The sequence below is a fragment of the Arthrobacter sp. Y3224198 genome (assembly GCF_059090025.1).
This window is the reverse complement of sequence record NZ_JBNHFG010000006.1, coordinates 1-14,699: the sequence shown is the minus strand read 5'-3', so window position 1 is coordinate 14,699 and position 14,699 is coordinate 1. Positions and strand designations below refer to the sequence as shown.

Below are 14,699 nucleotides of genomic sequence, written 5' to 3'. Positions count from 1 at the left end.
AACTGATAGTTGGAGGTTTCCCATGACCGAGCACCTGAACAACCATCACCGGGACACGCTGGACAGGATTCTCCGGCACCCTTCCGGCGGCAACATCGAATGGAAGGACGTGGTGTCACTGCTGGAAGCAGTGGCTGACACCGTCCGCGAGCACAACGGCAAATACGAAGTGACCCTTGCCGGGCAGACCGACCACCTCTCCGTCCCGCACGGCAAGGACATCGACGAGCAAACCGTGGTCGACCTGCGGGAGATGCTGCGCCGCGCGGGCTACGAGCCGGACAAAAAGTAGTCCTAGCCGACCGTCAGCTCACCCATCCGGAACCAGTCCTCGCCGTCGATCACCGTGTTGATGATCTTCGGGGTCTCCACCAGGGCCTGGACCATGTCCTTCATGGCCTGCTGGAAGTGCTCACTCTGCACGTGGGCTTCGGCTGCGTCATCCTTGAAGGCTTCCACCAGCACAAACTCGTTCGGGTCCTCGAGGCTGCGCGACCAGTCGAACCAGAGGTTTCCCGGCTCCGCGCGGGTGGCGGCGGTGAAATCGGCGGTCAGTTCGGGCCAGCGTTCGGTCCATTCGGGCTTAACAAGGAATTTGACGGTAATAAAGATCATTTCTTCATCGTATGCCCGCGACCCGGACGGGCTCCACGCCGGGTGGAAGGGCAGGGGAAGCGGGATGGGAGGATGGGTACGTGGCGCACCTCGACGTATCCAACATTGACTATTTCCTCTCCGACGGCCGGCAGCTGCTGAACGGTGTCAGCTTCAAGGTGGGCGACGGGCACAAGACCGCGCTGATCGGGCCCAACGGCACCGGCAAGACGACCCTTCTGCGGATCATTGCGGGAGACCTGCTTCCGGACGAGGGCACCGTTTCACGGTCCGGCAACATGGGCATCATGCGCCAGTTCGTGGGACAGGTCCGGGATGAGAGCACGGTGCGGGACCTTCTGGTTTCGGCCGCCCCGCCGGCGCTCGCCGCAGCCGCCCGGGAAGTGGACGCGGCGGAACTGGCCATGATGGAGCACGACGACGAACCCACCCAGATGCGGTATGCCACCGCCATCACGGACTGGGGCGACGTCGGCGGCTACGAACAGGAGACGGTCTGGGACGAAGTGACCATGGCCGCGCTGGGCCTGCCCTTTGACCGGGCACAGTACCGCAAGGCCGCATCCCTTTCCGGCGGGGAGCAGAAACGCCTGGTCCTGGAGGCCCTGTTTGCCGGGCCCGACGAACTGCTGCTGCTCGACGAGCCGGACAACTACCTGGACGTGCCTGGCAAGCGCTGGCTCGAGGCCAAGCTGGCGGAGTCGAAGAAGTCGGTGCTGTTTGTCAGCCACGACCGGGAACTGCTGGACAACGCCGCCACGCGCATCGTCACCCTGGAGCCGGGCATCAACGGCGCCTCGGCCTGGATCCACGGCGGCGGCTTCGGCAGCTACGTCAAGGCCCGCGAAGACCGCAATGCCCGGTTCGAGGAACTGCGCCGGCGCTGGGACGAGGAGCACCTCAAGCTCAAGGAACTCGTCAACATGTACAAGAACAAGGCCGCGTTCCGCTCCGACATGGCCAACAGGTACCAGGCGGCCCAGACCCGGCTGGCCAAGTTCCTGGAAGCCGGTCCGCCCGAAGCGCTGCCCGTGGAACAGAACGTCAAGATGCGCCTGCGCGGCGGACGCACGGCCAAGCGCGCCGTCGTGGCACAGAAGCTGGAACTGACCGGCCTGATGAAGCCGTTCAGCACCGAGATCTGGTTCGGGGACCGGGTGGGGGTGCTGGGGTCCAACGGATCCGGCAAGTCCCACTTCCTGCGCCTGCTGGCCCTGGGCGGCAGCGATCCGGACCGCGAACACGAACCGGTGTCCGAGGTGGAGATTGCGCCGGTGCCGCACAACGGCTCGGTGAAGCTGGGTGCCCGGATCCGGCCCGGGTTCTTCGCCCAGACCATGATGCGCCCCGATTTGGCCGAGCGTACGCTGCTGGACATCCTGCACCGCGGCGACGAGCACCGCTCCGGGCTGGGACGCGAAGCGGCGGCCGGGGCCCTGGACCGGTACGGCCTGGCCTCATCCTCGGAGCAGAAGTATGAATCGCTCTCCGGCGGGCAGCAGGCACGGCTGCAGATCCTGTTGCTCGAACTCTCCGGCGCCACCCTGCTGCTGCTGGACGAGCCCACCGACAACCTGGACCTGCACTCCGCTGAAGCGCTGGAAAAGGCGCTTGACGCCTTTGAAGGAACCGTCCTGGCAGTGACGCACGACCGCTGGTTTGCGCGCAGCTTCGACCGGTTCCTGGTTTTCGGTTCCGACGGCAGGGTGTACGAATCCGAGACGCCGGTCTGGGACGAAAAACGGGTGGACCGCGTCCGGTAGGGGACAATACTGACGTGAGCGAAAAGAACCTGAGTGATACTGCCCTGAACAAGGCCCTGATCGCTGTTTTCGTTGTTTTCGGCCTCAACGGCCTGGTGTTCGCCAGCTGGGCTGCCCGCATCCCGGCGGCTGCGCAGGACCTGGGCATCGGTGCTGCCGGTGTCGGCCTGCTGCTGCTGTTCTCCGCGGTCGGCTCGGTTGCCGCCCTGCCGCTGGCCGGTTCGGTGGCCCAGCGGATCGGCACCGCCGGTACGGTGCGGGCCGGCGGCATTACGACGTCGGTTGCCTCCCTGGCCATTGCGGCGGGCCTGTACCTGGGCTCCATTCCCCTCACCGGCGCAGGGCTGCTGGTCTTCGGCGTGGGCATTGCGGGCTGGGACGTTGCGATGAACCTGGAGGGCGCCGACGTCGAGCGCCGGCTGGGGCGGACCGTCATGCCCAAGTTCCACGGGGCGTTCAGCGCCGGCTCGTTTACCGGTGCCCTGATCGGCGCCGCCCTTTCCTATGCGGGTGTGTCCCTGTCCCTGCACCTGCTGGGCATCCTGGCCGTGGTGTGCGTGGTGGTGCTGATTGTCCCGCGCAACTTCCTGCAGCTACCGCACCCGGCGGTGCATGCCGACGGGGGGCCGTCCGGCAAGGTGTCCCGCTTCGGTGCCTGGCGTGAGGGCCGCACCCTGCTGATCGGTGTGGTGGTCCTGGGGGCCGCCCTGACCGAGGGCGCCGCGAATGACTGGGTGGCCAAAGCCACCGTGGACGGGCTGGGCACCAGCGAGTCCGCTGGTGCGGTGATGTTTGCCGTGTTCGTTGCCGCCATGACCATCACCCGCTGGTTCGGAGCCCGCCTCATCGACCGGATGGGCCGGGTGCCCGCCCTGCGCTGGTGTATGAGCGCGTCCCTGGCCGGCCTGCTGATCTTTGTGCTGGCCCCGAATGTCGTCCTGGCCGCCGTCGGCGCCGTGCTGTGGGGGATCGGCGCGGCGCTGGGCTTCCCGATGGGCATGTCCGCCGCCGGTGAGGATCCGGTGCACGCGGCCGGCCGCGTGTCCGTGGTCTCCACCATCGGGTATATGGCGTTTTTCGTCGGCCCGCCGGTGCTCGGGTTCCTCGGTGAGCATTGGGGCATCCGCAATGCGCTGCTGGTGGTGGGCGCCGCCATGCTGGTGTCGATTGTTTTCGCACCGGCTGCCGCGGAGCGGAAGGCTGTGTCCGAAGCGGCCTGAAAGCTGCGGACCGGTTCTGTCCGCAATGGGCAGGCGCGGGACAAGGCCGTGGTCCTACCCTCGAACCCATGTCCCCCTTACTGCAGCCATCCCAGCAGTCCGCACCACTCATCTCAGCCGAGGGGCTGACCAAGGTTTATTCCTCGAAGTCCGGCCCCGTGCGGGCCTTGGACGGACTGGACATCGCCGTTCCGCAGGGAACGGTCACCGCCCTGCTCGGCCCCAACGGGGCGGGGAAGACTACCGCGGTCAAGGTCCTCACCACCCTGATCCGGCCGGACAGCGGCACCGCCGTCATTGACGGCATCGACGTCACCGCAGACCCCAAGGCGGTCCGGCGCGCCATCGGCGTCTCCGGCCAGTACGCCGCGGTGGACGAGAACCTCACCGGGCTGGAAAACCTGGACATGGTGGGCCGGCTCTACCACCTGCCGGGACGCCGGGCGAAGGAACGCGCGGCGGAGCTCATCGAAATGTTCGACCTTGCCGACGCCGGCAACCGCCCGGTCAAGGGGTATTCCGGCGGCATGCGCCGGCGCCTGGACCTGGCCGGAGCCCTGGTCAACCAGCCGCAGGTGCTGTTCCTGGACGAACCCACCACCGGGCTGGATCCCCGCTCCCGGATTGCCCTGTGGGAAGTGATCACGGACCTGGTGGCCCGCGGAACCACGCTGCTGCTGACCACCCAGTACCTGGAGGAGGCGGACCAGCTGGCGGACCGGGTGGCGGTGATCGACAACGGCAGGGTCATTGCCGAAGGAACCTCGGATGACCTGAAGGCACGGATCGGCGGCCACCGGGTGGCCGTGGCCCTGGTGGACCAGAACGACGCCGAGGGGGCCCTCGCCATCCTGCAGCGGCACGGATCTGGCGATCCGCACGCTTCAGGGGACGGCCGCACGCTGGAAGTCGCCGTGATCGACGGACCCGCTGCGCTCCAGCGGGTGCTCGCAGACCTGGCCGACGCCGGCGTCGAACTCCATGATGCCGGCATCCGCCGCCCCACCTTGGACGACGTGTTCCTGCAGCTCACCGGGCGTCCGGCGGAAGAGGAAGCAGAAGCCGAGAAAGAGGAGGCACGCCGATGAGCGCCGCAGTGTCAGCTACCGGAATCCGGACCGGGTCGGCCTCCAGTGCACCGGTCCGCTGGGCCGGCGACGGCTGGACGGTCACCAAGCGGAACCTGATCAAGATCAAGCGCTCGCCGGACATGATCGTGTTTGCCGTGCTCCAGCCGATCATGTTCGTCCTGCTCTTCAGCCAGGTATACGGGGGTTCCATCAACGTTGCCGGCACGGACTACACGCAGTACCTGATGGCGGGAATCTTCGCGCAGACCGTGGTGTTCGGGTCCACGTTCTCGGGAGCGGCCATGGCGCAGGACCTGAAGGAAGGGATTATTGACCGGTTCCGGACCCTGCCCATGAGCCCGTCTGCCGTGCTGATCGGGCGGACCAACTCGGACCTGGCGCTGAACGCCATCTCCATGGTCATCATGATGGGCACGGGCCTGCTGGTGGGCTGGCGGGTCAACACCAACTTCCCCTCCTTCCTTGCCGCCGTGGGGCTGCTGCTGTTGTTCTCCTATGCCTTCAGCTGGGTCATGGCGCTGCTGGGCATGAGCGTGCGCACGCCGGAAACCATCAACAACGCCTCCTTCATCATCCTGTTCCCCATCACCTTCATTTCCAACGCGTTTGTCCAGAGCTCCACGCTGCCGACGCCGCTGCGGATCTTCGCGGACTGGAACCCTGTTTCCGCACTGGTCCAGGCAGCCAGGGAGCTGTTCGGCAACGTAGGCACCGCACCCGTCCCGGACACCTGGCCGATGCAGAACGCCGTGCTGACCGTGCTGATCGGGTCACTGGTCCTGCTGGTGGTTTTCGTGCCGCTGGCGGTGCGCAAGTTCGAGTCCATCAGTTCCCGCTAGCAGTTCCCCTCCGGACAAAGGACACACCATGATTGAGGCACATGGCCTGGCGAAACGCTTCGGCAGCAAAACCGCCGTGGACGGCGTCAGCTTTACCGTCCAGCCGGGTAAAGTCACCGGGTTCCTGGGCCCCAACGGCGCCGGGAAATCGACCACCATGCGCCTGATCCTGGGCCTGGACCGTCCCACCGCAGGGAGCGCGACTGTCAACGGCCGACCCTATGCCGCGCACCGGGCGCCCCTGCATGAAGCCGGCGCGCTGCTGGAAGCCAAAGCGGTCCACCCCAGGCGCACGGCCTGGAACCACCTGCGGGCCCTGGCCGCCACGCACGGCATTCCGGCGAAGCGGATCAGCGAGGTCATCGAGCTCGCCGGCCTGGAACAGGTGGCACGGAAGCGGGTAGGCAGTTTCTCCCTGGGCATGGGCCAGCGGCTGGGGATTGCCGTGGCATTGCTGGGGGACCCGCAGACCCTGATCTTCGATGAACCGGTCAACGGACTGGACCCGGAAGGCGTGCTGTGGGTACGCCACCTGGTCCGCGGCCTGGCCGCGGAGGGCCGCACCGTGTTCATTTCCTCGCACCTGATGAGCGAAATGGCCGTCACGGCCGACCACCTGATCGTCATCGGCCGCGGCCGCATCCTCGCCGACGCTCCGATCACAGAGGTCATCGGCGGCGGCCGCGTGCGCACCCTGGTGCGGACTGAGGACGCGGGGGCGCTGGCGGCCGCCATTGAGGGTGAGGGCGTCGACGTGCGCCGCCCGGCCCCGGACCTGCTGGAGGTGTTGGGCCTGCCGCCGCGCACCATCGCCGAAGCCGCGCTGGCCCGCGGCATCCTGGTCACCGAGCTGACGCCGCAGCAGGAGTCCCTCGAGGATGCCTACATGGAGCTGACTCACGGCGAGGTGGAGTACCAGTCGCAGCAGATCGAGGCCGGCGGAGGGCGTGACGGCGGTCCGGGCAGCTGAGTCAGGGCAACCCCTGACTCATCCCTAAGGGGGACCACTGATTCCGCCTGAATCATCCGCTGGAACGGTCCGCGCCGCACCTGCCTGCCCTAGGCTGTAAGGAGCCCCCCGAACCAGTTCCAGCCCCCTACGTGAGGATCACCATGATCGAGGCACACGGCCTCTCGAAACGCTACGGCGGAAAAACCGCCGTCGACAACGTTTCCTTTACTGTCCAGCCGGGTAAGGTAACCGGCTTCCTGGGCCCGAACGGGGCCGGCAAATCCACCACCATGCGGATGATCGTCGGGCTTGACCACCCCACGTCCGGCAAGGTCCTGATAAACGGCAAGCCCTACGCCCAGCACAAGGCACCGCTCCGGGAGGTGGGCGCCCTGCTGGACGCCAAGGCCGTGCACACCAAGCGCAGCGCCTACAACCACCTGCGGGCCATGGCGGCCACGCACGGCATTCCGGCGAAGCGGATCAACGACGTTATTGAACTCACCGGGCTGGCGCCGGTGGCGAAAAAGCGGGTGGGAGGCTTCTCCCTGGGCATGGGGCAGCGGCTGGGCATTGCCGTGGCGCTGCTTGGGGATCCGCACACCGTCATCCTGGACGAGCCGGTCAACGGACTGGATCCCGAAGGTGTGCTCTGGGTGCGGCACCTAGCCCGCGGACTGGCGTCCGAGGGCCGCACGGTTTTCCTGTCCTCGCACCTCATGAGCGAGATGGCCCAGACCGCCGACCACCTGATCGTGATCGGCCGCGGCCGGATCATTGCCGACGCCCCGATCAGCGAAATCATTGCCGGTGAGGACAAGGCCCGTACGCTCGTGCGCACCGACAGCCCCCGGGAGCTGCTCCTGGCCCTGGACCGCCCTGGCATTGCCGGCGTCGAAAAGGAGGGCGGTCTGCTGGAAATCACCGGCGCCGATCCCCGCCTGATCGCCGAAACGGCCCTGGAGCGCCGGATCCTGGTTTATGAACTGACACCCCAGCAGGTCTCCCTCGAGGATGCCTACATGGAACTGACACGCGACGACGTCGAATACCGGTCCCAGGACCTGGCGCAGGAACCTGTTCCTGCCGGAACTGCCTCCGGGAAGGGGAACTAGCACCGTGAGTACCGCTACAGAAACCAAGAAACCCGGTGCGCCCGCCCCGGCCGGCTCCGGCGTCAACTTCGGACGGGTCCTGAAATCCGAGTGGATCAAGGTCAACACCGTCCCCTCCACCGTTATCCTGCTGGCTATCACCGTCGTGGTGATGGTCGGCCTGGCCGCCCTTGCCGCCTGGCAGGTGGTGGTCGTGCTGGACGCGATCTCGTCGGCAAGCACCCCGGAAGAGGCGCTGGCCTTCGGTGACCCGCAGGTGTACCGGGACCTGATACCGGAAATCCCCGCCAGCGGGCTCTTCTTCGGGCAGCTGCTGATCGCCTCCCTGGGCGTGGTGCTGATTGCCTCGGAATGGGGCACGGGCATGATCCGCTCCACCTTCAGTGCGGTCCCGAAGCGGACCCCGGCACTGCTGGCCAAGGCGCTGGTCATTGCTGTGATCTCCTTCATCATCGGTGCCGGTGCCGCATTCGTTTCCTTCCTGGTGGCACAGCCGATCCTGAACAGCGGAGACCTCACCCTGTCCTTGAACGACGACGGTGTCCTTCCCAGCATCCTGAACACCGGCACCTGCCTGGCGCTGATCGCGGTGTTCGCCATGGCCATCGGGACACTGCTGCGCAACACGGCCGGCGGGGTGGTGACCGCCATCGGCATCATCTTCGTCCTGCCGCTGGTGGTCTCGATCGTGCAGGGCATCGCCGACTGGATTCCCGACGCCGCACGGTTCCTGCCGAGCAATGCCGGAACCCAGCTGGTCACCGCCGGGGCCACCGCGGAAGGTGACCTGACCCAGCTTCAGGGCGGCCTGGTGCTGGCCGCCTGGGCCCTGGTCCTGCTTATTTCTGCCCTGATCGTCACCAAACGGCGCGACGTCTAAGGGAAACCCGCTTCGGTGAAGGCGGCGCGGAAGAACGGCCGCCCCGTCTTCACCGGACACCTCCTCCCCAGCCCCCTCAAGCCTGCTTGAGGGGGCTGGTTACGCTTCGGGGAGACGCCGGTTACGCGGGCGCCTTCGGCTCTGGTTGAATCGGAGCATGTCTGACGCATTGGCCCATGTAACCGATCTCGGCGCGTATGTCAGCGCCTCACCCTCCAGCTTCCATGCCGCACGCGAAGGTGCCCGGCGCCTTGCGGAGGCCGGATTCACGGAAGTCTCCGAAGCGGAGGACTTTCCCCGCTCGTCCGGAAAGTTCTTTGTGGTCCGCGACGGTGCCTTCATCGCCTGGGCCACGCCTGAGGACGCCGGACCGGCCACCGGATTCTCGATCCTCGGCACCCACACGGACTCGCCCTCCTTCAAGCTCAAGCCCCGCCCCACCACCGGCCGTCTCGGGTGGCTGCAGGCCGGCGTCGAGATTTACGGGGGCCCGCTGCTGAACTCCTGGCTGGACCGGGAGCTGCAGCTGGCCGGGCGCATGGTCAGCCTGGACGGGACCGAGCACCTGGTGGAGACCGGGCCGCTGATGCGCTTCCCGCAGCTGGCCATCCACCTCGACCGTGCCGTGAACGAGGGCCTGAAACTGGACAAGCAGCAGCACATGAACCCGGTGTGGGGGCTGGGGGACCCCTCCGCCGCCGACCTGGTGGCGCTGCTGGCAGCCAAGGCGGGCCTGGATCCGGCGGAGGTGGGCGGCTATGACATTGTTGCCGCTGACACCCAGCCGGCCCAGGTGTTCGGCGCCGAAGGGGAATTCTTCGCCTCCGGCCGGCTGGACAATCTCTCTTCGGTGCACGCCGGGCTCCTGGCGCTGATCAACGCCGAGGTGGCTCCCGCGGCACCCATTGCGGTGCTGGCCGCTTTCGACCATGAGGAAGTGGGCAGCGGCAGCCGCTCCGGCGCCGCCGGGCCGTTCCTGGAGGATGTGCTGCTGCGCATCGGCGACGGCCTCGGTGCCACCGCCGCGGACCGGGCACGCGCACTCGCGGCCTCCTTCTGCATCTCCGCCGACGTAGGGCATGCCGTCCATCCCAACTACGCCGAACGCCACGATCCGGCCAACCACCCGGTCCTCAACGGCGGTCCGCTGCTGAAGATCAACGCCAACCAGCGCTACACCACGGACGCGCCGGGCACGGCCAAGTGGGCACGCCTGTGTGCCGACGCCGGCGTGCCCTACCAGGAGTTCGTTTCGCACAACTCGGTGCCCTGCGGATCCACCATCGGGCCGCTGACCGCCACCCGGCTCGGCATCCGGACGGTCGACGTCGGCATCCCGGTTCTGTCCATGCACTCGGCGCGGGAAATGGCCGGTGTCCAGGATCCGGCCAGGCTTACCGCGGTCGCCCAGCGGTTCTTCGCGGTCGGAGCGCCCTGATCCAGCCCCGGAAGTGCCCCGGTTCCGGCGTGTCAATACGGCCCGCGGAAATCGGATAGGATAGGAAAGTCTGTGCTGTCGGCTTCGGCCGGCAGATTCCTCCCGCTGCGGATCAGCCGCCTGCGAGGAGGAGACAACGCAAAAGAACCTCCTGTTACGGAAATACCGTGACCGTACAGCCCAAAGGAGGTGGGTTCACAAATGCGTGCTTATGAACTGATGGTAATCATCGACCCCGAGGTCGAAGAGCGTACCGTCGAGCCTTCGCTCGACAAGTTCCTGAATGTAATCCGCAACGATGGTGGAACCATCGATAAGGTCGACATCTGGGGCCGTCGTCGCCTGGCCTACGAAATCCAGAAGAAGTCTGAAGGCATCTACGCGGTGGTTAACTTCACCGGTACGCCGGCAGCCGCAGCTGAGCTTGACCGCCAGCTGAGCCTCAACGAGACCATCATGCGCACCAAGATCATCCGCCCGGAAGAGCAGAAGATCTCGAAGAAGGATGCCAAGAAGGCCGCTAAGGACGCTGCAAAGGTTTCCGCAGAGTAATTTCGGACACCCCCGTACTGATACCAGGAGGCTTTCATGGCAGGCGAGACAACAATCACCGTCGTCGGTAACCTAACCAACGACCCGGAACTGCGGTTCACTCCGTCCGGATCGGCAGTGGCGAACTTCACCATTGCTTCGACCCCGCGGACCTTCGACCGTCAGTCCAACGAGTGGAAGGACGGCGAAACGCTGTTCCTCCGCGCGTCCGTCTGGCGTGAAGCGGCTGAAAACGTCGCCGAGTCCCTCACCAAGGGAACCCGCGTAGTTTGCCAGGGCCGCCTGAAATCGCGTTCGTACGAAACCAAAGAGGGCGAAAAGCGCACCGTAATGGAGCTTGAGGTCGACGAAATCGGCCCCTCGCTGCGTTATGCCTCTGCCAAGGTCACCCGCACCCAGCGCTCCGGCGGTGGCGGCGGATTCGGCGGCAACAGCGGCGGCGGTGGCGGCTTCGGCGGCAACTCCAACTCCGGTTGGGGCGGCGGCCAGCAGCAGGCGCAGTCCGCACCGGCTGACGATCCCTGGGGAGCGCCTGCGGGCGGTAACTCCGGCGGATGGGGCAACGGTCCGGATTCGAACGATCCGCCCTTCTAAACCTCTTCACCCGAAGAGCAGTCCACTCCCTCCGGGGCGGTTGGCGGCCCTTCACCCGGCGCCTTCGGGCGCCATCCTCAGACGGCAACCGCCGTCGAGCCCATCCCGTGGAAATGTATCCACGGGCTCCACCAGACATAAGGAGCTCCACGATGGCTAAGGCTGAACTTCGCAAGCCCAAACCAAAGTCCAATCCCTTGAAGGCCGCTGACATCACTGTCATCGACTACAAGGACGTAGCATTGCTGCGCAAGTTCATTTCCGACCGCGGAAAGATCCGCGCCCGTCGCGTAACTGGCGTAACCGTGCAGGAACAGCGCAAGATCGCCCAGGCAATCAAGAATGCCCGCGAAGTTGCTCTCCTGCCGTACTCCGGCGCTGGCCGCGGCTAAAGGAAAGGAACCTAACTCATGGCAAAGCTCATTCTGACCCACGAAGTAACCGGTCTCGGCGCTGCCGGCGACGTCATCGAGGTTAAGGACGGTTACGCACGTAACTACCTCCTGCCCCGCGGCTTCGCTCTGACCTGGACCAAGGGTGGCGAGAAGCAGGTTGAGTCCATCAAGGCTGCCCGCGCTGCCCGCGAGCACGCTTCCCTGGAAGATGCTCAGAAGCAGGCTGCTGCTCTCTCCGCCAAGCCGGTCAAGCTGACCGTCAAGGCCGGCGAGTCCGGACGCCTCTTCGGTACCGTCAAGCCCGCAGATGTTGCTGCAGCTGTTGAAGCCGCCGGTCTCGGCGCCATCGACAAGCGCAAGGTTGAACTGCCGACGCACATCAAGTCGGTTGGTTCCTTCCAGGCCAACGTCCGTCTGCACGAAGATGTTGCTGCCGTCATCGACCTTCAGGTTGTGGCCGGCTAACGTCTGACCCAGACAGCAAAACACCCTCCGGCTCCAAGCCGGGGGGTGTTTTTGTGTTTTCCGGCACCCCGCAGCGGGTTGCGGACGGGCGCCATCCCGGGGCGGGAAGCTCCCGGCGGCCCTGCCGGGACGTAATCCACAGCACACTTGGTTTTCTTGTGGATATCGGCGGCCTGAGGTCCGGAAACCCTGCTCCTTATGCCTGTTTTTGATCACTGTCAACACGGGTGCCGCGCCCGGGCGCGGCGGAAAAATAGTTCTTATGCACAGGTGTGGACGAGCGTTTGCCCTAGTCAGAGCCGTATTTGGGGAGATGTGAATTATTTATCCACATGCTTATGCCCAGCCTGTGCACAAGACACGCCGCGTTATGCACAGACTATCCACAAGACCTGTGGATAACCCGTTTGTCGGGGAGGCCGCAGAGGCATACGGTTGCGGTGAATCCCGTCATCGCCATGCACGCCCGCCGGTCCGGATCATCCAGCACCGCCGCCGGCCCCGCGCCGGGTTGTCAGTGCCGGCTGGTAAGGATGGAACGACGCCCGGCAGGGCAGGGATTGCAACGTTTCTTTATCCTGGAAAGGGCCAACGTGTCGCTCACGCATACGGACTCCAAGGCATCATCATCAAGTCCGGACTTCGCGAGGACACCCCCTCAGGACCTGGTCGCCGAACAGTCGGTGCTGGGCGGCATGATGCTGTCCAAGGACGCCATCGCAGACTGCGTGGAAGTGCTGCGCGGCATCGACTTCTACCGCCCCGCGCATGAGGCCATCTACGAGGCCATCATTGACCTGTACGGACGCGGCGAACCCGCCGACGCCGTCACGGTTTCCGATGAGCTGACCAAACGCGGCGAAATCAGCCGCATCGGCGGACCGGCGTACCTGCACACCCTCATCCAGTCCGTCCCCACCGCAGCCAACGCCGGTTTCTATGCGGAAATTGTCCGGGAACGCGCCGTGCTGCGCCGCCTGGTGGACGCCGGCACCAAGATCGTCCAGCTGGGCTACTCCAATGACGGCATGGAAGTGGATGACATAGTCAACGCCGCCCAGGCCGAGGTGTACGCCGTCGCCGAGCGCCGCACCGCCGAGGACTACGTGCCCCTGAAGGACATCATCGAGGGCACCGTGGACGAAATCGAGTCCGCCGGCCACCGGGGCGAGGGCATGACCGGCGTGCCCACCGGCTTCTACGAACTCGATGAGCTCACCCAGGGACTGCACCCCGGGCAGATGATCGTCATTGCCGCCCGCCCCGCCGTGGGTAAATCCACTTTCGCCTTGGACTTCGCCCGTTCCGCGGCGATCAAGCACAACATGACCACGGTCTTTTTCTCGCTGGAAATGGGCCGCAACGAAATCGCCATGCGCCTGCTTTCCGCCGAGGCCACCATCGGCCTGCAGGACCTGCGCAAGGGCACCATCAAGGATGAGCAGTGGGGCAAGATTGCCACCACCATGGGGCGTATGAACGATGCACCGCTGTTCATTGACGACAGCCCCAACATGTCCCTGATGGAAATCCGGGCCAAGTGCCGCCGGCTGAAGCAGCGCCATGACCTCAAGCTCGTGGTGCTGGACTACCTGCAGCTGATGTCCTCGGGCAAGCGTGTGGAATCCCGCCAGCAGGAAGTCTCCGAGTTTTCCCGTGCCCTGAAGCTCCTTGCGAAGGAGCTGGAGGTGCCGGTGATCGCGCTTTCGCAGCTGAACCGTGGTTCCGAGCAGCGCACGGACAAGAAGCCGATGGTTTCGGATCTTCGTGAATCCGGTTCCATCGAACAGGACGCCGACATGGTGATCCTGCTCCACCGCGAAGACATCTACGACAAGGAGTCGCCGCGTGCCGGCGAGGCCGACGTGATTGTCGCCAAGCACCGTAACGGTCCGACCAAAACCATCGTGGTCGGATTCCAGGGCCACTACTCTCGCTTTTCCAACATGGCTGTTGAAGGCGGCAGCGGCTTCTAGCCCGCCCCGCCTGCACCGCCCGCCATTCACTTCCCCCACTGCCAGGAGATCCGCCGTGCCCAAATCCAAGCCCCGCAAGAAGGCCGTCAGCAAAAAGAAGCAGGCACGCCGTGCCGAGCACGAAATCAACGCGATGCTGCGCGGGGAGACGGCCTATTTCAGCGATGAGGCGGAAGCGCTGCTGACCGGCAGGGGCTGGATCAGTGAGCGTGAACAGCCCGGCGGTGCAGACCAAGGCGATGCCTGGTACTGGATGCCGTCGCAGCTGCCGGCCTACCTGGAGGAGGGCGAACCCGTGCCCACCTCCATCTACCCCTCCTCGGAGACCACCTTCGTGAGCCAGCTGGCGACGCCGGACGGCTCGGTGCCCGCCGAGGCCCAGACCGAATATGCCTCGCTGGAAGAGCTTGTTGCGGACCTGGAGCGGCTGCAGGCCTACCGGGTGCCCCGGGACCAGTGGACGGTGCTGGGCGGCGGCCCCTCGGAGCACGAAACCCCGGATGACCTGATCGACTCGATTACCGAAGAGTGGGAGCTGATTGCCGAGCTCATCCACTTCCCCTACAGCACCGACGGCGGACCGCGGTCCTTCGCGGCGGTGGAGCAGGCAGTGCAGGACGGCCGGCTGACCGACTACGCCTACCGTTCCGTGCTGGCCGGCCGCGGGCTGCCGGGTGCCGGGAGCGCCTCGGGACAGTAGACCCCACCCGGGGCGGGTTCAGCCCGGCTCAGCCCGCTCCGGCCCGCCGCAGCCGCGCCGGCGCAGGCCCGGGTGTGGGGGCCGGGGGCGCCGGCGGGGTCTCC

General features: G+C 65.9%; 16 protein-coding genes. 15 read left to right on the top strand and 1 reads right to left on the bottom strand.

Features of this window, described 5'->3' with window-relative positions; genetic code table 11:
* Positions 1-22 precede the first annotated feature (22 nt).
* The gene (locus AC5RUF_RS04915) at positions 23-292 is read left to right on the top strand and encodes a hypothetical protein (protein WP_494129893.1); all 270 of its coding nucleotides are present in this window, start codon (positions 23-25) and stop codon (positions 290-292) included.
* Between the two features lie 2 nt (positions 293-294).
* On the opposite strand, the gene AC5RUF_RS04910 is transcribed toward AC5RUF_RS04915, so the two are convergent.
* On the bottom strand, positions 295-615 hold the full coding sequence (locus tag AC5RUF_RS04910; protein ID WP_494129892.1) for a putative quinol monooxygenase: 321 nt from the start codon (positions 613-615) through the stop codon (positions 295-297).
* An 80-nt stretch (positions 616-695) separates the two neighbouring features.
* Here AC5RUF_RS04910 and AC5RUF_RS04905 point away from each other — a divergent pair, with 80 nt between their 5' ends.
* The 14 genes from AC5RUF_RS04905 (at position 696) to AC5RUF_RS04840 (ending at position 14,595) form a co-directional block, all read left to right on the top strand.
* On the top strand, positions 696-2,378 hold the full coding sequence (locus AC5RUF_RS04905; protein WP_494129891.1) for an ABC-F family ATP-binding cassette domain-containing protein: 1,683 nt from the start codon (positions 696-698) through the stop codon (positions 2,376-2,378).
* A 14-nt stretch (positions 2,379-2,392) separates the two neighbouring features.
* Entirely contained in the window at positions 2,393-3,598 is a 1,206-nt protein-coding gene (locus tag AC5RUF_RS04900) for an MFS transporter (RefSeq protein WP_494129890.1), read from the top strand.
* A gap of 68 nt (positions 3,599-3,666) precedes the next feature.
* Complete coding sequence (locus AC5RUF_RS04895; protein ID WP_493996999.1) at positions 3,667-4,686, top strand: ATP-binding cassette domain-containing protein; 1,020 nt, start codon at positions 3,667-3,669, stop codon at positions 4,684-4,686.
* Positions 4,683-5,528 (top strand): ABC transporter permease, encoded by an 846-nt coding sequence (locus tag AC5RUF_RS04890; RefSeq protein WP_493996998.1) that lies wholly within the window; start codon positions 4,683-4,685, stop codon positions 5,526-5,528. The genes AC5RUF_RS04895 and AC5RUF_RS04890 overlap by 4 nt, the downstream gene beginning before the upstream one ends.
* A 28-nt stretch (positions 5,529-5,556) precedes the next feature.
* Positions 5,557-6,498: an ABC transporter ATP-binding protein gene (locus AC5RUF_RS04885; RefSeq protein WP_494129889.1), complete on the top strand. Its 942-nt coding sequence runs from the start codon at positions 5,557-5,559 to the stop codon at positions 6,496-6,498.
* 143 nt (positions 6,499-6,641) lie between these two features.
* A complete protein-coding gene (locus AC5RUF_RS04880) occupies positions 6,642-7,595 on the top strand; it encodes an ABC transporter ATP-binding protein (protein ID WP_493998117.1) in 954 nt (317 codons plus the stop codon).
* 4 nt (positions 7,596-7,599) lie between these two features.
* Positions 7,600-8,475 (top strand): ABC transporter permease, encoded by an 876-nt coding sequence (locus AC5RUF_RS04875; protein ID WP_493998116.1) that lies wholly within the window; start codon positions 7,600-7,602, stop codon positions 8,473-8,475.
* A 157-nt stretch (positions 8,476-8,632) separates the two neighbouring features.
* On the top strand, positions 8,633-9,913 hold the full coding sequence (locus tag AC5RUF_RS04870; protein WP_494129888.1) for a M18 family aminopeptidase: 1,281 nt from the start codon (positions 8,633-8,635) through the stop codon (positions 9,911-9,913).
* 201 nt (positions 9,914-10,114) lie between these two features.
* Entirely contained in the window at positions 10,115-10,465 is a 351-nt protein-coding gene (gene rpsF, locus AC5RUF_RS04865; protein WP_493998846.1) for a 30S ribosomal protein S6, read from the top strand.
* A 36-nt stretch (positions 10,466-10,501) separates the two neighbouring features.
* A complete protein-coding gene (locus AC5RUF_RS04860; protein ID WP_494129887.1) occupies positions 10,502-11,059 on the top strand; it encodes a single-stranded DNA-binding protein in 558 nt (185 codons plus the stop codon).
* 152 nt (positions 11,060-11,211) lie between these two features.
* Positions 11,212-11,451, top strand: a complete 240-nt coding sequence (gene rpsR / locus AC5RUF_RS04855) for a 30S ribosomal protein S18 (RefSeq protein WP_003800144.1) — start codon at positions 11,212-11,214, stop codon at positions 11,449-11,451.
* An 18-nt stretch (positions 11,452-11,469) separates the two neighbouring features.
* Positions 11,470-11,919 (top strand): 50S ribosomal protein L9, encoded by a 450-nt coding sequence (gene rplI, locus AC5RUF_RS04850; RefSeq protein ID WP_493997975.1) that lies wholly within the window; start codon positions 11,470-11,472, stop codon positions 11,917-11,919.
* Between the two features lie 593 nt (positions 11,920-12,512).
* Positions 12,513-13,895: a replicative DNA helicase gene (gene dnaB, locus AC5RUF_RS04845; RefSeq protein ID WP_493997974.1), complete on the top strand. Its 1,383-nt coding sequence runs from the start codon at positions 12,513-12,515 to the stop codon at positions 13,893-13,895.
* 55 nt (positions 13,896-13,950) lie between these two features.
* Positions 13,951-14,595: a hypothetical protein gene (locus AC5RUF_RS04840; RefSeq protein ID WP_494129886.1), complete on the top strand. Its 645-nt coding sequence runs from the start codon at positions 13,951-13,953 to the stop codon at positions 14,593-14,595.
* Positions 14,596-14,699: the final 104 nt, after the last annotated feature.